Below are 17,111 nucleotides of genomic sequence, written 5' to 3'. Positions count from 1 at the left end.
CATCGGAGACGTCACCACCGATCCGACGAACGGCACGACCGTCTCGGAGCACCAGCGGATCAAGAACACGGTGGAGATCGCGAAGAAGGCCGAAGAGGTCGGACTCGACGTCTTCGCGACCGGCCAGCACCACAACCCGCCGTTCGTGGCGCCCGCCAACCCGCCGGTCCTGCTCGCCAACATCGCGGCCCAGACGAGCGAGCTGCAGCTGTCGACGGCGACGACACTCATCACCACGACCGATCCCGTGCGCATCGCCGAGGACTACTCGTACGCTCAGCATCTGTCCGAAGGGCGGATCAGTCTGATCATGGGGCGGGGGAACACCGGCCCGGTCTACCCGTGGTTCGGCAAGGACATTCGGTCGGGCATTCCGCTGGCGGTCGAGAACTACAACCTGCTCTACCGTCTGTGGCGGGAGAAGAACCTCGACTGGGAGGGCAAGTTCCGCACTCCGCTGAGTGGCTTCACGGTCACTCCCTGGCCCCTCGACGACGTCCCTCCCTTCGTCTGGCACGGGTCGATCCGCAGCCCGGAGATCGCCGAACAGGCCGCCTACTACGGTGACGGATTCTTCCACAACAACATCTTCTGGCCGACCTCGCACACCGCGCGGATGGTCCAGCTCTACCGCCAGCGGTATGAGTACTACGGCCACGGCGCCGCTCACCAGGCGATCGTCGGACTGGGAGGCCAGGTGTTCATGCGCAAGAACTCGCAGGACGCGGTCCGGGAGTTCCGGCCCTACTTCGACAACGCCCCCGTGTACGGGCACGGGCCGAGCCTCGAGGACTTCGCCGCGCAGACCCCGCTGACCGTCGGGTCGCCGCAGCAGGTCATCGAACGGACCCTGAGCTTCCGGGACTGGGCCGGTGACTACCAGCGCCAGCTGTTCCTCATCGATCATGCCGGGCTGCCGCAGAAGACGGTGCTGGAACAGCTCGACCTCCTCGGCGAGCAGGTCATTCCCGTCCTGCGTGAGGAGTTCGCGAAGAATCGTCCGGCCGATGTGCCGGACGCACCCACCCATGAATCCCTGGTCGCGCGCCACCGCGCCGGCCAGGATCCGATCCCCGGCGGGGGAGAAGGATCGCGCGCCTGGGCCGACCGTCTCGCGCGCGAAGCAGAAGCAGGAGTGAGCCAGAAATGAAGATCCTCAGTGTGACGACGTCTCTGAGTGAGGACTCGAGCACCCTCAAGCTCGCCGACAGGATTCTGACCGCGGCAGCCGCAGCGGGGGAGGAGCAGGGGTTCGCGGTCGAGACGGAGCACGTCAACATCCGCACCCTGACCACCGCCCTGACGGACATGACCCTGACCGGATTCCGGTCCGAAGAGCTCGAGGAGGCTTTCGCCGCCGTCGCCGAGGCGGATGCGATCGTCACCGTCACCCCGGTGTACAAGGTGGCGCCGGTGGGAGTGCACACCCTGTTCTGGCAGCTCATCGACGACAAGGCGCTGGCGGGGATCCCGGTGCTCATCGGCTCGACCGGTGGCACAGCCCGGCATTCGCTGGCCGCCGAGACCGTGCTGCGCCCGGTGCTGTCCTACCTCAAGGGCCTCGTGGTCCCCACCTCGGTGTTCGCGGCAACCGATGATTGGGGCAGCGTCGAGGGCGGCCGCAGCCTGAGCGGCCGGATCCGTCAGTCGGCCGAGGAGCTCGTGACCCTGACCGCGTCGGTGAGAGGACTCTCCGGCGCCGAGGCGGACGGTCGGGGACAGCGTCACGGCCCGGGGGAGCTCGGGCAGCGCAGCGCTCGGCCGAGGCGCAGCCTCGACGACGAGTTCGACCCCGAGCGCATCACCCCGTTCGCACAGCTGCTGGAGGGGTGACGATGGCCGAGGAGGTTCAGCCGATCAGATTCGGACAGCAGTCCGAAGCGCTCGCCCAGCGGAGCTGGAGGCGCTATCTCGAGACGACTCAGCGCATCAGCCAGTTGCTCGAGACCAGACTCAAGGCTCGGACGGGACTGGTGCTCGGCGACTACAACGTGCTCCTGCTGCTGTGGGAGGCTCCGGAGCGGACGCTGACGATGGGCGCGTTGGCGAAGCGGCTCGTGTTCTCACCATCGCGGCTCACGTACCGGATCAAGGTCCTCGAGGACGCTGGTCTGGTGGCGAAGACCGAATGTCCCCAGGACAAGCGGGCGCACAATGTCTCGCTCACCGAGAAGGGCGGCCAGGCATTCCTGGCCGCGGCCCGCGTGCACAGGCAGCACATCGACGAGGTGTTCCTCAACCACGTCAGCGATGAGGAGCTCGCCGTCATCGAGCAGGTGTTCACGAGGATCGACTCAGCCCTGCCGGAGTGAGGCGGCGGGTTCGTCGTCCTTCGAGGTCGGCCGAAGTCTCCTCGAGTCGCGGGCTTGGAGGCAGGACTGAGACTCGTGCCACAATGAGGACATGTCGATCAAGACCATCGCCTTCCCGAACTCCGAACTCCGCAATCGCGTCATCGCTCGGATCCCCGCCCACCAGCGTGCCGACGCGGACCTCGTCGTGTACTCGGCTGAAGAGAAGTCGGCCAAGCTGAGCAGGGACGACATCGACGTCCTCATCCTCCCGTACCTCGAGGCAGGACCGACGATCGAGCTTCTCGACGACCTGCCCAATCTCCGCCTCGTCATCACCCAGACCACCGGCTACGATCCGGTCGCCCACCTGCCCGAGCGCGGGATCGCGGTGGCCACGGCGTCGGGCGTCCACACCGGAGGCACGGCCGAACTCGCCGTCGCCCTGACCTTGGCCAGCCTGCGTGGAATCGACGACGCCGTGCGCAACCAGGTCGCGCGCGTCTGGGACCACCGCCGCCACCGCTCTCTTCAGGACCGCCGCGTGATGATCATCGGAGCCGGGGAGATCGGGGCGGCGATCGCGGATCGGTTCGCGCCCTTCGACATCAAGCTCACCCGAGTCGCGACCCGCGCCCGGACCGACGATCGAGGCGAGATCCATGGCGTCGACGAACTGCCCCGGCTCCTGCCCCATACCGAGGTCGTCGTCCTCATCACCCCGCTGACCGATGAGACTCACCATCTCGTGGACAGGGACTTCCTCGCCCAGCTGCCCGACAACGCCCTCATCGTCAACGTCGCCCGCGGCAAGGTCGTCGACACCGATGCCCTCGTCGCCGAACTCTCCACTGGTCGCCTCCATGCGGCACTCGATGTCGTCGACCCCGAGCCGCTGCCGGAGAAGCATCCCCTGTGGGGAACCCCGAACACCCTCATCACCCCTCACGTGGGCGGTGACACCTCGGCATTCGAGCCGCGCGTCGTGCAGATTCTGGCCGAGCAGGTGCGCCGGATCAACGACGGGCAGGCGCCGCTCAACCTCGTCCGGATCGACTGACGACAAGGGTTCCAATATGCGAGAACTTCGCCGATGAGAAGGTGTCTCGGGCGTAGAGTGCGATCATGAGCATTCATCCAGACCCCTCCACTGTCGACATCAAACCACGTTCCCGCGATGTCACCGATGGCCTCGAATCCACCGCCTCGCGCGGCATGCTCCGAGCCGTCGGAATGGGCGACGACGACTGGGCGAAGCCCCAGATCGCCATCGCCACCTCCTGGAACGAGATCACCCCCTGCAACCTGTCTCTCCAGCGCCTCGGCGGTGCCGCCAAAGAAGGCGTCCACGCGGCCGGCGGCTACCCGCTGGAGTTCGGCACCATCTCCGTCTCCGACGGAATCTCGATGGGTCACGAGGGCATGCACTACTCGCTCGTCTCCCGCGAGGTCATCACCGACTCCGTCGAGACCGTGATGAGCGCCGAACGCCTCGATGGCTCCGTCCTCATGGCCGGCTGCGACAAGTCGATCCCGGGAATGCTCATGGCCGCGGCCCGCCTCGGCCTCTCCAGCGTCTTCCTCTACAACGGCTCGATCATGCCGGGCACCGCGAAGCTCGCCGACGGCAGTGAAAAGGAAGTCACGCTCATCGACGCCTTCGAGGCCGTCGGCGCCTGCCGCGCCGGAACCATGAGCCGTGAGGACGTCGACGCCATCGAACGCGCCGTGTGCCCGGGCGAAGGCGCCTGCGGCGGAATGTACACGGCGAACACGATGGCCTCGGCCGCCGAGGCGATGGGCATGTCCCTGCCCGGATCCGCGGCACCGCCGGCGATCCACCGCAACCGCACGATCTTCGCCCGCCAGTCAGGTGAGGCGATCGTCAACCTGCTCCGCCAGGGGATCACGGCGCGCGACATCATCACCCGTGAGTCCCTGCTCAACGCGGTCGCCGTGACCATGGCCTTCGGCGGTTCGACCAACGCCGTGCTCCACCTGCTCGCCATCGCCTACGAGGCGAATGTCGAACTCACCCTCGACGACTTCAACCGGATCGGCGACAAGGTTCCGCACCTCGGCAACGTCAAGCCCTTCGGCGAGTACGTCATGAACGACGTGTTCAAGATCGGCGGCGTGCCCGTGGTCATGAAGGCGCTGCTCGACAACGGCCTGCTCAACGGCGATTGCCTGACGGTGACCGGCAAGACCGTCGCCGAGAACCTCGAGAAGATCAATCCACCGGACCCCGACGGCAAGATCCTGCGGGCACTCGACAACCCGATCCACGCCACGGGTGGACTCACCGTGCTCAAGGGATCGCTCGCCCCCGAAGGTGCGGTCGTGAAGTCGGCCGGTTTCGACGCCGACATCTTCGAAGGCACAGCACGGGTCTTCAACCAGGAGCAGCCGGCGATGGACGCCGTCCTCAATGGAGAGCTGAAGAAGGGCGACGTCGTCGTCATCCGCTACGAGGGCCCGAAGGGCGGCCCGGGCATGCGCGAGATGCTCGCGATCACCGGAGCGATCAAGGGTGCGGGGATCGGCAAGGACGTCCTGCTCATCACTGACGGCCGCTTCTCCGGCGGATCGACGGGCCTGTGCATCGGTCACGTCGCCCCTGAGGCGGTTGACGGCGGACCCATCGCGTTCGTCGAGGACGGCGACAGGATCACCGTCGACATCGCCGCCCGCTCGATCGAGCTCCACGTCGACGAGGCGGTGCTCGCGGAACGTCGCAAGACCTGGACGATCCCGGAGAACCACCGCCTCACCGGCGTGCTCGGCAAGTACGCCAAGCTTGTCCGTTCGGCTTCCACCGGAGCCGTCTGCTACTGAGCCTGGATCAGCGGTTTCGGCTGCCGGACGCTGAGCGGCAGCCTCGGCTGTCGAGCGGGGTTCGCTGCTGAACTGAGAACACCATCGCCGAGGCGGTGCGGACCGACGTCCGCACCGCCTCGGCGATTTCACAGATCGGGCGGGGTCCCGGGCACCGCGGCCGCAGACAGGGAGGGATAGATATGAGGATCGTCGTGCTCGACGACTATCAGCGGGTGGCTTCCCGGTTCGGTGACTTCGCCTCACTCGACGCCGAGGTGGAGTACGTCGACCGTCCGATCGTCGACACCGAGGAACTCGTCGAAGTGCTCACCGGCGCCGAGGTGGTTGTCGCTATGCGTGAGCGCACGGCATTCACGGCACAACGGCTGTCCCGGCTGCCTGACCTGCGGCTGCTCGTCACGACGGGACGGGTGAACGCGTCGATCGATATGGCGACCGCTCGAGACCGGGGCGTCGTCGTCTGTGGGGCCGAGTCGACTACCTCGGCGACGCCGGAGTTGACCTGGGGACTCATCCTCTCCGTGCTCCGCCACATCCCGGCCGAGGACGCTGCGATCCGTGCCGGTGGATGGCAGTCGACGATCGGGGTCGATCTGGAGGGCCGGCGCCTCGGCACAGTGGGGCTGGGCAGGTTGGGGACGAGAGTCGCCCGGGTCGGGCTCGCCTTCGGGATGGACGTCGTCGCCTGGAGCCAGAACCTCACGGAAGCACGCGCCGCCGAGCATTCGGTGCGGGCGGTGAGCAAGGAGGAGCTGTTGGCCACCAGCGACGTCGTCTCCGTCCATTACCAGCTCAGCGATCGCAGTCGGGGGCTGATCGGCGCCGCCGAACTCGCCCTGATGAAGCCCGAGGCGGTGCTCGTCAACACCTCGCGGGCGGGGCTCATCGACACCCGGGCACTGCTCGAGGCACTGGAATCCGGGAGCATCGGCGGAGCGGGGCTCGACGTCCACGACGCCGAGCCCCTCCCCTCCGATCACCCGATTCGCCGAGCGCCGCGCACCGTGATCACGCCGCACCTCGGCTATGTCACGGAGCGGACCTATCGGATCTTCTACTCCCAGGCCGTCGAGGACATCGTCGCCTGGCAGGCCGGCCGGCCCCTGCGTCGCCTCAACTGACGCGACTGCGCAGGTCCGGCTGAGCGGGCAGGGCTGGTCGGTCCGGCTGGAAGGGTCGGCTCAGTTCACCAGGCCTTGAAGCACTGCGCTCAGTTCACGTCGGCAGGGTCGGAGGCGACACGGCCGTTGTTCTCCAGAGCGTCGATGGAGGAGATCTCCGCATCGCTGAGTTCGAAGTCGAAGACGTCGAAGTTCTCCTGCATCCGAGTCCGGTTGTTCGACTTCGGGAAGACGATGTGGCCCTTCTGCAGGTGCCAGCGGATGATCGTCTGCGCCCACGACTTGCCGTGGGTGCTCGCGATCTCACCGATCACGGTGGAGGCGTAGTCGACCTTGCCCTGGCCCAGAGGACCCCAGGCTTCGATCTTGATGTCGTGCTCGACAAGCAGCGGGCGGGACTCGACCTGCTGGAACTGCGGGTGGCATTCGATCTGGTCAACCGCGGGGATGATGCCGGTGTCGAGGATCTCCGGCAGATAGCGGTGGTCGAAGTTCGACACGCCGATCGAGGTCACCAGACCCTGCTCCTGGTAGGACGGGAATGCCTCCCAGGTCTCGACCGAGTTGTTGTTCGCCGGGGTCGGCCAGTGAATGAGGTAGAGGTCCACGTGGTCGAGTCCGAGCTTCTCAAGACTCTCACCCAGGGCTCGCTTCGACTCCCCAGAGCCGTGGCGGTCGTTCCAGAGCTTCGTGGTGACGAAGAGCTCGTCGCGGGCGATGCCGGACTTCGCGAGCGCGCGTCCAACGCCCTCCTCATTGCCGTAGATGGCAGCGGTGTCGATGTGGCGGTAGCCGACTTCGAGCGCGTCGGTGACGATGCGCTCGGTCTCGGCAGGGTCGACCTTGAAGACTCCGAAGCCCAGCTGCGGGATCGTCTTGCCGTCGTTGAGAGTGAGAGTGGGAACCGTCATAGTGCCACCTTTCGATGCAGGGATGGATTGGCTCCTCCGGGGAGGATGATCTCGAGCCTATAACGTCGGACTGACTCGACGCTCGGAGAGCGGCTCAATCGGTGAAGACGGCGTGGACGTCTCCGGTGAGGACGCGTCCGCCCAGCTCGGCGAGTTCGAGGACGACCGCCGATCCGACGACCTCGGCGCCGAGATCCCTCACGAGGGCCTGGGCCGCCTGCAGCGTCCCGCCGGTGGCGAGGATGTCATCGACGAGCAGGACCCTGTCGCCGGGGTGGAGGACGTCGGGTCCCTCGATCGTGGCGGTGCCGTACTCCAGGGAATAGGACACCGAGGCGGCCGGTCGCGGCAATTTTCCCGCTTTGCGGATCGGCAGGATGCCTGCGCCGGTCAGTGCCGAGATGTATCCGGCGAAGAGGAAGCCGCGCGCCTCCAGTCCGCCGACGCAGTCGAAGCCGCCGCGGAAGGGTTCGATGAGGGCTTCGGTGACTGCGCGCATCGCCGCCGCGTCGGCGAGCAGGGGTGAGATGTCTCGGAACTGGACTCCCGGCTGCGGGTAGTCGGGAATCCGCGTGATGAGAGTGGCTGCGCGCTCGAGTTCGGTCACGGGTCTACGATACTCGGCGGCCGGATCGGACAAGCGAGGGCCGGTCCTCCCAACACCCGCTGATCCGCCGAAACCCTGACCAAACTGCGGAAATCTTCACGTTCGGCGAGTATCGTCCGAGTACGGACACTCTCTCGCCGGAGGTTGGCATGGAATCGGCACACAGACGCATTTCGTTGGCCGAAGCATTCTCCCGGGTGCCGCGTGAGCGGTTCCTGCCCGGTGACCAGCGAGAGCTCGCCGGGATCAATGTGCCGTTGCCTATCGGCCAGGGGCAGACGAATTCACAGCCGAGCACGGTCGTGGACATGCTCGAACTCCTCGACGCGCAGCCGGGGGATCGCGTGCTCGACCTGGGCTCCGGCTCGGGCTGGACGACAGCGCTGCTCGGCGTCATCGTCGGCGATGAGGGCCGTGTGTTCGGCGTCGAGCGACAACTCGACCTCGTCGAAGTCTCCCGCCGAGTCGTGGCCACCTTCGAGCTCGGCAACCTCGACATCGTTGCGGCAGAAACCGGAGTTCTCGGTCTGCCCGAGGAGGCGCCGTTCGACCGGATCCTCGTCTCCGCCCAGCCGGACTCGCTGCCGCAGGAGCTTGTCGAGCAGCTCGGCCCCGGTGGGGTCATGGTGATTCCCGTCGCCGGCACGATGCTGCGGGTGGAGCGGACCGGGCCGGGTGCGGACGACGTCTCGATCAGCCGGCACGGTCGCTACAGCTTCGTGCCCCTGATCAGCGACTGAACTCGATCTCCCGTGCCTGGCCGCTGTCACCGACTTCCGGTGCCTGGCCACTGTCACCGACCTCCGGTGCCGGATCAGCCGATCATGTAGGCGAAGCCGTTTCCGCAAGCGGCGAGACGTTGGGTGAAGACCTGAGCTTGATGGAGGACCTGCTGTGCGGTGCGCCGGGCGTCTTCGAGTGACGTGTGCGGGTAGTGAGCGACTTCCCCCTGGGCGACTGATTCGACCTCCACGCTGATCAGATCCTCGGCGATGAGGACAGTCTCGTCCGGAGTGATGGCCCGCAACCAGGGATCCCACCCATAGTCCCAGCTCACGCATTGGGTCACCTGGCCTTCGAACATGCGAAAGCACGGTCGACCTGGGAAATCCGAGATCGGATCCGGAGCAGAGGCGAATTGGAAGGCATGGAATGTCTTGTCGAGATCCAGGAGGATGTGCCCCTCTGGCTGTTCTCTTCTCCACGCTTCCATGACCGGATTGGCTGTCAGAGCGAATTCCGGTCGCTTGACCACGAGTTCGGTCAGTTCGGCAGGATAGGCGCAGGCAAAATAGGTGATTCCCATGACAGAAGGATACAGCAAAAGACATCAAATTACATCAAACTCTATGAAGCGGGCATCGGTTAGATCAAACTCCTTCTTCAATCACACCAAAGTGTCGCGCCAGGCGCGGTGGAGTTCGGCGAACCTCCCGGTGCCGGAGATCAGCTCGCTCGGGGCGCCGTCCTCGATGATCCGGCCGGCCTCCATGACCAGGACCCGATCGGCTATCTCGACCGTGGACAGCCGGTGGGCGATGATGATCGCCGTCCGTCCCTCGAGGACCGTGGCCAGAGCATTCTGCACGAGACGCTCGGACGGGATGTCCAGATGCGCGGTCGCCTCGTCGAGGACGACGACGTCGGGGTCGGCGAGGAACACCCGGGCGAACGACACCAGCTGGCGTTGGCCCGAGCTCAGACGCCCGCCGCGCTTCTTCACATCCGTGCCATAGCCCTCGGGCAGCCTGCGGACGTATGGGTCGAGGCCCACCGCACGGGCAGCGGCCACCACCTCGGCGTCGGAGGCGTCAGGATTGCCGATGCGGATGTTGTCGGCGATCGTGCCGGCGAACAGGAACGACTCCTGAGTCACCATGACCACGCTCGAGCGCAGCTCGTCATCGGCGAGGTCGCGCAGATCCACTCCGTCGAGTCGGACCGCGCCCTCGCTCGGATCGTAGAACCGGGTGACGAGCTTGACCAGGGTCGATTTGCCGGCCCCGGTGGCTCCGACGAGGGCCACGATCTGCCCGGCCGGGATCGTCAGGTCGAAGCGGGGGAGCACCTCGGCGCCCTTACCGTAGCTGAACCGCACCCCCGAGAATTCGATGCTGCGCCCGGTCGCCGCCGAAGCGTGCGCTTCCGAGACAGGGGACACCGAGGTTCGCATCGCCGATGTGTGCGGCGGCAGCGGTGTCGCCTGGACCGGTTCGACCACCTCGGGGTCGGTGTCGAGCACGGCTGCGATCTTCTCCAGGGCCGCCGAGGCGGACTGGTAGAGGTTGAACGACTGGACCAGCTCGTCGAGGGGACCGTAGAACCGGCGCAGGTAGAGGATGAACGCCGCGAGCACCCCGATCTGCGTCGTTCCCTCGATGACGAGCCAGGCGCCGACGACGATGATCGCCGTCTGCGTGATATTGCCGACGAGCCGGGTGGAGCCGGCGAACCAGGCCACGCCCTGGAGCGCGTCGGTGTTGGCATCGCGGTACGTCGAATCGTGGTCATGAAGCGTGTCGCGGCGGTCGGGCTGGCGGCGGTAGGCCTGGACGGCGCGGATCCCGCCCATCGTCTCGACGAAGTGCACGATGACCTTCGCGATCGACGTGCGGGTGCGGCGGTAGGCGGTGCGCTGCGAGGTGTGGGCGGCCTTCGTGATGAAGAACAGCGGGATGAATCCGGCGAAGACGACCATCGCCAATGGCACGTCGAGCACGATGAGGGTGACGGCGATGAAGAGCATCTGCAGCAGCGCCAGCGCGGTCTCGAACAGTGCATAGGAGAGGAACTGCTGCACCGATTCCATGTCCGAGGTCTGCCGCGACACCAGCCGGCCGGAGCTCGACTTCTCGTGGTAGCCGAGGTCGAGGCGCTGGACGTGGACGAAGACCCGGGCGCGCAGGGTGAAGAGGATCCTCTGCGCGGTGATGCCGACCAGCCTGGTGGACACGAATGCCAGGGCCGCCGAGGCGACCGTGGAGGAGACGAACAGCGAGACCGCGCGGATGAGCGGGATGGGGTCCCCGTCCACGGCGCGGGGGACGCCGGTGTCGAGTGCCTCGGCGATGAAGATCGGACCGATGATGAGGAGCAGTGCGGTGAGGACGACGATGACGAGCAGGAACAGCGCCATCGCCAGATGCGGGCGGATGAGGGAGCGCAGCAGTGCGCGCGCCTTCTTCGCGATGTCGGGTGGCAGCTCTTCGACCGTGTCGTCGCGATCGGCGTTCATTCCTCCGCTCCTGTCCCGCGTGATTCCGTCATCGCGCCGGCGCCCATGAGCTCCCGGTAGAGCGGCGAGGTGGCGAGCAGCTCCTCGTGGGTGCCCAGCGCCGCGATCCGGCCCTCGTCGAGCACGGCGACGACGTCGGCGAGTGCCGCCGTCGATGGACGGTGGGCGATGACGAGGGTGGTGGATTCGGGCAGGATCTCCCGCAAGGCCCGCTGCACGCGGTCCTCGGTGTCGACGTCGACCGCGGACAGTGGGTCGTCGAGGACGAGGATGCGAGGCTTGCCGATGACAGCCCGGGCCAGGGCCAGGCGCTGACGCTGCCCGCCGGACAGGGACAGGCCCTGTTCGCCCACCTCGGTGTCGATGCCGTTCGGGAGACGTTCGACGAAATCCTTGGCGCACACGATCTCCAGCGCCCTCCGGATCTCGTCGTCACCGGCTCCGGGGGAGCCCATTGCGACGTTCTCGGCGACCGAGGCGGAGAACAGGATCGGATCCTCGAACGACACGGACACCAGGCGGCGCAGCTCATTGACCGGCATGTCGCGGATGTCGACGCCGTCGATGCGCACGGCGCCGCCGGTGACGTCCTGGAGTCTGGGCACGAGTGCGGCCACGGTCGTCTTGCCGGCTCCGGTGGTGCCGACGAGGGCCAGGGTCTGGCCGGGCGCGATGCGCAGGTCGAGCGCCGTGAGCGTGTTCACCTCGGTGTCGGCGAAGTGGAAGTCGACGTCGTCGAAGACGAGCTCGCCGCGGTGGTGCCCGACGTCGGGATCGTCGGCGATGGTTCCGTCGGCGTCGGTGATCTCGTGCCGGATGTCGATGACCTCCCAGTACCTCGCGGCCGCAGTCAGCGACATCAGAGCATCGGCGAGCAGGAACCCGAGCATCTCGATCGGCATCCGCAGCACCATCGAGATCGTCACCCCCGCGACGACTGCTCCGATCGTCGTCCACCCTTCGACGACGCCCCAGGTGCCCACGCCGACGATCGCCGCCTGCGCCAGAGTGGGAAGGAGGAGCAGGACGCTCCAGAACCAGGAGTCGAGCTTCGCCTTGCGGATCTCGAGGCCGCGCAGCTTCGTCGACAGCGAGGAGAAGCGGGCGGCTGCCCAGGGGGAGCGGCCGAAGGACTTGAGGATGCGGATGCCCTGGATCGACTCCTCGACGGCGGTCGCGATCTCACCGACCGTGTCCTGTGACTGCCGGGAGGTCTCGCGGTACCTCTTCTCGAAGATCGACACGGTGACGATCGTCGGAACCGCCATGACGAGCATGATGAGGCCGAAGATCGGCTGCAGGGCGGTGAGCATGATCGTGCCGACGATGATGACGAGAGGCATGACCAGGAGGAAGGGGATCCCGAAGGCGAAGAACCGACGCAGCTGGGACAGGTCGTTGATCGCCCGCGAGAGCAGCTGACCCGACTCCCACGAGTCGTGGATCGCCACCGAGGTGTACTGGAGCCGGTCGAACAGCCGAGAGCGCCACTTCACCTCCCAAGCGGAGACGACAGGGGCGACGACCATGCGGCGGGCCCAGAGCGCGAGAGCCTCGGCGATGCCGATCGCCAGCACACCGAGCACGGGCCACCACAGGCCGTCGAGATCGCCGTGCGCGATGGGTCCGTCGATGATGTGGCCGGTGATCAGGGGGACGAGGAGCTGGATGCCGTTGGCGAACAGGGTGAGGAGGAGGACGAGGATGTAGACGCCGATGCGCTCACGCACATCAGGCCAGAATCGGAGCAGGGGATGCACAGTTGCCAATCTAGTCCCACTCTGTGACACAGTCCACAGCAGCGAAGGGACGCCCGTCTGTCCGCACGGGAGCTCAGTGGCCTTGGAGCGGGCCGAGGAGAGACCAGTGACCCGTCTCACCCCTCAGGCAGGTGTTGTCCCATGATCCGAGACGTTCCATTGCGTCGTTTGACACCCCACTTGCGGGGAGGGTTCTATTGAGGCATGACTCACCTTCTCGTCGTCGTCATTAGCCAGCGCGCGGATCACCCGTAGCCTGTCAGTACGACACGTTCCGCGCGCCCCTACCGACACCGGAGGGGCATTTTTTATGCGGAAACGAGTGGGATCACTAGGAAGGACAGAAACGATGGCAGCCACGCCCTCGGCACAGAAGGCGGCATCAGGCAGTGCTCCCGGCACAGCCACGGTGACCGCCACCCCGTCAAGCATCCGACGAAACTCGACCCCGGAGGTCCTCACGGGCGCGCAGGCGATCGTGCGCAGTCTCGAGCGACTCGGGGTCGACACTGTATTCGGCCTCCCCGGCGGCACCATCCTTCCGACCTACGATCCGCTGTTCGAGACCGACAAGATCCGCCACATCCTCGTCCGTCATGAGCAGGGGGCCGGGCACGCGGCCGAAGGCTATGCCGCGGCCTCGGGCAAGCTGGGAGTGTGCATCGCCACCTCCGGGCCCGGAGCGACCAACCTCATCACGGCGCTCGCCGATGCCCACATGGACTCCGTCCCGCTGCTCGCGATCACCGGTCAGCAGAGCTCGAAGCTGCTCGGCACCGACGCGTTCCAGGAGGCCGACATCGTCGGAATGACGATGCCGGTGACCAAGCACAGCTTCCTCATCACCAAGCCCGAGGACATTCCCGGCGCACTCCTCAACGCCCACCACATCGCCACCACCGGCCGGCCCGGTCCGGTGCTCGTCGACATCACGAAGGACGCGCAGACCAGCACCGCTCCCTTCGTCTGGCCCGAGGAGCCGCAGCTGCTCGGCTACCGGCCGGTCCTCAAGCCTCACGCCAAGCAGATCCGCGAGGCCGCGCGGCTCATCTCCGAGTCCCAGCGCCCCGTCTTCTACATCGGCGGTGGCGTCATCCGCTCGGAGGCGGAGAAGGAGCTGCTCAAGCTCGCCGAGGCGACCCGGATTCCCGTCGCCACGACGCTGATGGCCCGGGGTGCCTTCCCCGACTCCCATGAGCTGCACGTGGGCATGCCGGGGATGCACGGGACCGTGCCCGCCGTCACCGCCTTCCAGAAGTCCGATCTTCTCATCGCCATCGGCGCCCGCTTCGACGATCGCGTCACCGGCAATCTCGATTCGTTCGCCCCGAACGCCAAGGTCATCCACGCCGACATCGATCCGGCGGAGATCGGGAAGAACCGCGAGGTCGACGTGGCGATCGTCGGCGACGCCCGGGAAGTCCTCGCCGAGATGCTCGCCGAGCTCAAGGACAAGTTCCCCAAGGCGCTCGAGCGCGAGCGTGAGCCGTGGTGGCGGCTGATCAACCGGCTGAAGACGACGTACCCGCTCGGCTACACCTCCCACGAGGAGCTCTGCGATCCGCAGTACGTGATCTCGCGCATCTCCGCACTGACGGGCCCGGAAGCCGTCTATGCCGCAGGCGTCGGTCAGCACCAGATGTGGGCCGCCCAGTTCGTCGAGTTCGAACGCCCCAAGTCGTGGCTCAACTCCGGCGGACTCGGCACGATGGGCTATTCGGTCCCTGCGGCGATGGGCGCCAAGGTCGCCGAGCCCGACCGGGTGGTGTGGGCGATCGACGGCGACGGCTGCTTCCAGATGACGAATCAGGAACTGGCCACCTGCACGCTCAACAACATCCCGATCAAGGTCGCCATCATCAACAACTCGTCCCTGGGCATGGTGCGCCAGTGGCAGACGCTGTTCTACGACGGCCGGTACTCCAACACCGACCTCAACACCGGTCACGAGACGATCCGGATCCCCGACTTCGTCAAGCTCGCCGAATCCTATGGCTGCCTCGCTCTCCGCGTGGACGCCAACGAGGACGTCGACGCGGCGATCCAGACGGCACTCGAGACCAATGACCGACCCGTCGTCATCGACTTCACCGTCCCGCCGGACGCCATGGTGTGGCCGATGGTCGCGGCCGGGGTGTCCAATGACGAGATCCAGTACGCCCGCGGGATCCGACCCGAATTCGAGGACGAGGGTGACGAGCAGGCCGAAGCCCAGTTCGCCGAGGCAAGCGATGCCCGGGGCATCGCACAGATCGAAGGAGGCCTGGAATGAACAACCGGCACACACTCTCCGTCCTGGTGGAGAACAAGCCCGGCGTGCTGACCCGCTTCACCGGCCTCATCGCCCGGCGCGGTTTCAACATCCACAGCCTCGCCGTGGGCGTGACCGAACACGACGAGCTCTCGCGCATCACGGTGGTCGTCGACGTGGGCGGCGTGCCGCTCGAGCAGGTGACCAAGCAGCTCAACAAGCTCGTCAACGTCATCAAGATCGTCGAGCTCGAACCCGCCACTTCCGTGCGCCGGGCCCACGTGATCTACAAGGTCAAGGCCAACGCCTCGACCCGGCCGCAGGTGGCAGCCGCGGTGGAGATGTTCCGCGCCAAGATCGTCGACGTCTCGACCGACTCCGTGTGTGTCGAGGCGACCGGTGAGCTCGGCAAGGTCGAGGCGCTGCGCGAAGTGCTCGAGCCGTTCGGGATCAAGGAGATCGTGCAGTCGGGAACCGTGGCGATCGGCCGCGGACCGAAGTCGATCACCGACCGCGCGCTGCGCGGCTGAGCCGGCCACCACCTCGGCGGGGATTCCTGCACGACTGTCGCGGGGGGCGGCCCCACGATCAGCGTTCCAAGATCTGGAACACAACGCGTCTCAATAAATGAACTGCAGTACCGAAGTGTGAAACAATGGGGTCGTACCCCGAATTCTCAAAGGAGCAAGAACAATGGCAGAACGCTATTACGATGACAACGCCGACCTGTCCGTCATCCAGGGCAAGAAGGTCGCGGTCATCGGTTACGGCAGCCAGGGCCACGCGCACGCACTGAGCCTGCGCGATTCCGGCGTCGAGGTTCGCATCGGCCTCAAGGAGGGCTCGGCCAGCCGCGACAAGGTCGCCGCCGAGGGCCTCGAAGTCGGCACCCCCGCCGAGGTGGCCGAATGGGCCGATGTCATCGTGATCCTGGCTCCGGACCAGGTTCAGGCCGAGATCTACAACAACGAGATCGCTCCTCACCTCTCCGCTGGCAAGGCCCTGCTCTTCGCCCACGGCTTCAACATCCGCTTCGGCTACATCCAGGCTCCTGATGATGTCGACGTCATCATGGTCGCCCCCAAGGGCCCGGGCCACGTCGTGCGTCGCGAGTACGTCGACGGCCGCGGCGTGCCGGTTCTCGTGGCCGTCGAGGCCGACGCCTCCGGCAAGGCCTGGGACACCGTGCTCTCCTACGCGAAGGCCATCGGCGGCCTGCGCGCCGGCGGCATCAAGACCACCTTCACCGAGGAGACCGAATCCGACCTCTTCGGTGAGCAGACCGTCCTCTGCGGTGGCGTCTCCCACCTCGTGCAGTACGGCTTCGAGACTCTGGTCGAGGCCGGCTACCAGCCGGAGATCGCCTACTTCGAGGTCCTCCACGAGCTCAAGCTCATCGTCGACCTGATGGTCGAGGGCGGCATCGCCAAGCAGCGCTGGTCGATCTCCGACACCGCTGAGTACGGCGACTACGTCTCCGGTCCTCGCGTCATCACCCCGGACGTGAAGACCAACATGAAGGAAGTCCTCAACGACATCCAGAACGGCGCCTTCGCCGAGCGGTTCATGAACGACCAGAAGAACGGTGGAGCCGAATTCAAGGAGCTGCGCAGCAAGGAAGAGCAGCACCCGATCGAGGCGACCGGCCGCGAACTGCGCAAGATGTTCGCGTGGCTCAAGGACACCGACGACGACTACACCGAGGGCACTGCCGCTCGCTGATCGTCGCGAGGCTGCACGGCTGACATGCCGCAGCGGCTCGGGATGAGCGGCTGACTTGCCGCAGCCGCTCGGATGAGCGGCGGCAGAGCCGGCACGCATGGCCGGAGGAGACCGAAGGGTTTCCTCCGGCCATGCGTCTTCCCGGCCACCGAGCGGACCACCACGTTGCGAGAGAGCACTCTGCGCGGACACTGCACGAACACTGCAGCTGCCGAACGGACCACTTTCTTTCGAGAGCACCGTCCATACCCTATTTGCCAGGATTGTTGTGAGACAGTTCCTGGCAAATAGGGCGGGGTAGGAGGTACGGCATCATGCTCGCTGCTCAACCCGGAATCACCCCGACAGGGCGTCGCTCGTTCAATAATGATT

At 66.3% G+C, this 17,111-nt stretch carries 15 protein-coding genes; 10 read left to right on the top strand and 5 right to left on the bottom strand.

Annotated features, from left to right (window positions below):
• The first annotated feature begins 1 nt into the window (after nucleotide 1).
• The 6 genes from RIT73_RS12200 to RIT73_RS12175 all read left to right on the top strand — a co-directional run bounded on the left by RIT73_RS12200 (nucleotide 2) and on the right by RIT73_RS12175 (nucleotide 6,253).
• Nucleotides 2–1,150: an LLM class flavin-dependent oxidoreductase gene (locus RIT73_RS12200; RefSeq protein ID WP_309132352.1), complete on the top strand. Its 1,149-nt coding sequence runs from the start codon at nucleotides 2–4 to the stop codon at nucleotides 1,148–1,150.
• Complete coding sequence (locus RIT73_RS12195; protein ID WP_309132351.1) at nucleotides 1,147–1,833, top strand: CE1759 family FMN reductase; 687 nt, start codon at nucleotides 1,147–1,149, stop codon at nucleotides 1,831–1,833. Before RIT73_RS12200 ends, RIT73_RS12195 begins: the two co-directional genes overlap by 4 nt.
• 2 nt (nucleotides 1,834–1,835) lie before the next feature.
• Nucleotides 1,836–2,312, top strand: a complete 477-nt coding sequence (locus tag RIT73_RS12190; RefSeq protein WP_309132350.1) for a MarR family transcriptional regulator — start codon at nucleotides 1,836–1,838, stop codon at nucleotides 2,310–2,312.
• Nucleotides 2,313–2,403: 91 nt separating this feature from the next.
• A complete protein-coding gene (locus RIT73_RS12185) occupies nucleotides 2,404–3,351 on the top strand; it encodes a 2-hydroxyacid dehydrogenase (RefSeq protein WP_309132349.1) in 948 nt (315 codons plus the stop codon).
• Nucleotides 3,352–3,416: 65 nt separating this feature from the next.
• Nucleotides 3,417–5,129: a dihydroxy-acid dehydratase gene (ilvD, locus tag RIT73_RS12180; protein WP_309132348.1), complete on the top strand. Its 1,713-nt coding sequence runs from the start codon at nucleotides 3,417–3,419 to the stop codon at nucleotides 5,127–5,129.
• Between the two features lie 182 nt (nucleotides 5,130–5,311).
• Entirely contained in the window at nucleotides 5,312–6,253 is a 942-nt protein-coding gene (locus tag RIT73_RS12175; RefSeq protein WP_309132347.1) for a D-2-hydroxyacid dehydrogenase family protein, read from the top strand.
• Between the two features lie 89 nt (nucleotides 6,254–6,342).
• Here the strand turns inward: RIT73_RS12175 and RIT73_RS12170 are convergent, their stop codons facing one another.
• Both RIT73_RS12170 and RIT73_RS12165 read right to left on the bottom strand, forming a co-directional pair.
• On the bottom strand, nucleotides 6,343–7,164 hold the full coding sequence (locus RIT73_RS12170; RefSeq protein ID WP_309132346.1) for an aldo/keto reductase: 822 nt from the start codon (nucleotides 7,162–7,164) through the stop codon (nucleotides 6,343–6,345).
• Nucleotides 7,165–7,258: 94 nt separating this feature from the next.
• Nucleotides 7,259–7,771, bottom strand: coding sequence for an adenine phosphoribosyltransferase (locus tag RIT73_RS12165; RefSeq protein WP_309132345.1), 513 nt, complete (start codon nucleotides 7,769–7,771; stop codon nucleotides 7,259–7,261).
• A gap of 176 nt (nucleotides 7,772–7,947) precedes the next feature.
• Here RIT73_RS12165 and RIT73_RS12160 point away from each other — a divergent pair, with 176 nt between their 5' ends.
• On the top strand, nucleotides 7,948–8,511 hold the full coding sequence (locus RIT73_RS12160; protein ID WP_309132344.1) for a protein-L-isoaspartate carboxylmethyltransferase: 564 nt from the start codon (nucleotides 7,948–7,950) through the stop codon (nucleotides 8,509–8,511).
• Nucleotides 8,512–8,585: 74 nt separating this feature from the next.
• On the opposite strand, the gene RIT73_RS12155 is transcribed toward RIT73_RS12160, so the two are convergent.
• The 3 genes from RIT73_RS12155 to RIT73_RS12145 all read right to left on the bottom strand — a co-directional run bounded on the left by RIT73_RS12155 (nucleotide 8,586) and on the right by RIT73_RS12145 (nucleotide 12,766).
• A complete protein-coding gene (locus RIT73_RS12155; protein WP_309132343.1) occupies nucleotides 8,586–9,077 on the bottom strand; it encodes a hypothetical protein in 492 nt (163 codons plus the stop codon).
• 81 nt (nucleotides 9,078–9,158) lie between these two features.
• On the bottom strand, nucleotides 9,159–11,006 hold the full coding sequence (locus RIT73_RS12150; protein ID WP_309132342.1) for an ABC transporter ATP-binding protein: 1,848 nt from the start codon (nucleotides 11,004–11,006) through the stop codon (nucleotides 9,159–9,161).
• Nucleotides 11,003–12,766: an ABC transporter ATP-binding protein gene (locus tag RIT73_RS12145; protein ID WP_309132341.1), complete on the bottom strand. Its 1,764-nt coding sequence runs from the start codon at nucleotides 12,764–12,766 to the stop codon at nucleotides 11,003–11,005. The genes RIT73_RS12150 and RIT73_RS12145 overlap by 4 nt, the downstream gene beginning before the upstream one ends.
• A 349-nt stretch (nucleotides 12,767–13,115) precedes the next feature.
• Here RIT73_RS12145 and RIT73_RS12140 point away from each other — a divergent pair, with 349 nt between their 5' ends.
• The 3 genes from RIT73_RS12140 (at nucleotide 13,116) to ilvC (ending at nucleotide 16,739) form a co-directional block, all read left to right on the top strand.
• Nucleotides 13,116–15,038 (top strand): acetolactate synthase large subunit, encoded by a 1,923-nt coding sequence (locus RIT73_RS12140; RefSeq protein ID WP_309132340.1) that lies wholly within the window; start codon nucleotides 13,116–13,118, stop codon nucleotides 15,036–15,038.
• The gene (ilvN, locus tag RIT73_RS12135) at nucleotides 15,035–15,547 is read left to right on the top strand and encodes an acetolactate synthase small subunit (RefSeq protein ID WP_309132339.1); all 513 of its coding nucleotides are present in this window, start codon (nucleotides 15,035–15,037) and stop codon (nucleotides 15,545–15,547) included. The genes RIT73_RS12140 and ilvN overlap by 4 nt, the downstream gene beginning before the upstream one ends.
• 163 nt (nucleotides 15,548–15,710) lie before the next feature.
• Nucleotides 15,711–16,739: a ketol-acid reductoisomerase gene (ilvC, locus tag RIT73_RS12130; RefSeq protein ID WP_309132338.1), complete on the top strand. Its 1,029-nt coding sequence runs from the start codon at nucleotides 15,711–15,713 to the stop codon at nucleotides 16,737–16,739.
• The last annotated feature ends 372 nt before the right edge of the window (nucleotides 16,740–17,111 follow it).

The sequence above is a fragment of the Brevibacterium sp. genome (assembly GCF_031179145.1).
Classification (GTDB): Bacteria; Actinomycetota; Actinomycetes; order Actinomycetales; family Brevibacteriaceae; genus Brevibacterium.
The sequence above is the reverse complement of the archived record's forward strand: the minus strand, read 5'-3'. Positions and strand labels throughout refer to the sequence as shown.

Bases quoted from the DNA above. Each gene is read 5' to 3' on its own strand.
- RIT73_RS12195 (WP_309132351.1), top strand. From the start codon at position 1,147: ATGAAGATCCTCAGTGTGACGACGTCTCTGAGTGAGGACTCGAGCACC.
- RIT73_RS12190 (WP_309132350.1), top strand. From the start codon at position 1,836: ATGGCCGAGGAGGTTCAGCCGATCAGATTCGGACAGCAGTCCGAAGCG.
- RIT73_RS12185 (WP_309132349.1), top strand. From the start codon at position 2,404: ATGTCGATCAAGACCATCGCCTTCCCGAACTCCGAACTCCGCAATCGC.
- ilvD (WP_309132348.1), top strand. From the start codon at position 3,417: ATGAGCATTCATCCAGACCCCTCCACTGTCGACATCAAACCACGTTCC.
- RIT73_RS12175 (WP_309132347.1), top strand. From the start codon at position 5,312: ATGAGGATCGTCGTGCTCGACGACTATCAGCGGGTGGCTTCCCGGTTC.
- RIT73_RS12170 (WP_309132346.1), bottom strand. From the start codon at position 7,164: ATGACGGTTCCCACTCTCACTCTCAACGACGGCAAGACGATCCCGCAG.
- RIT73_RS12155 (WP_309132343.1), bottom strand. From the start codon at position 9,077: ATGGGAATCACCTATTTTGCCTGCGCCTATCCTGCCGAACTGACCGAA.
- RIT73_RS12150 (WP_309132342.1), bottom strand. From the start codon at position 11,006: ATGAACGCCGATCGCGACGACACGGTCGAAGAGCTGCCACCCGACATC.
- RIT73_RS12140 (WP_309132340.1), top strand. From the start codon at position 13,116: ATGGCAGCCACGCCCTCGGCACAGAAGGCGGCATCAGGCAGTGCTCCC.
- ilvN (WP_309132339.1), top strand. From the start codon at position 15,035: ATGAACAACCGGCACACACTCTCCGTCCTGGTGGAGAACAAGCCCGGC.
- ilvC (WP_309132338.1), top strand. From the start codon at position 15,711: ATGGCAGAACGCTATTACGATGACAACGCCGACCTGTCCGTCATCCAG.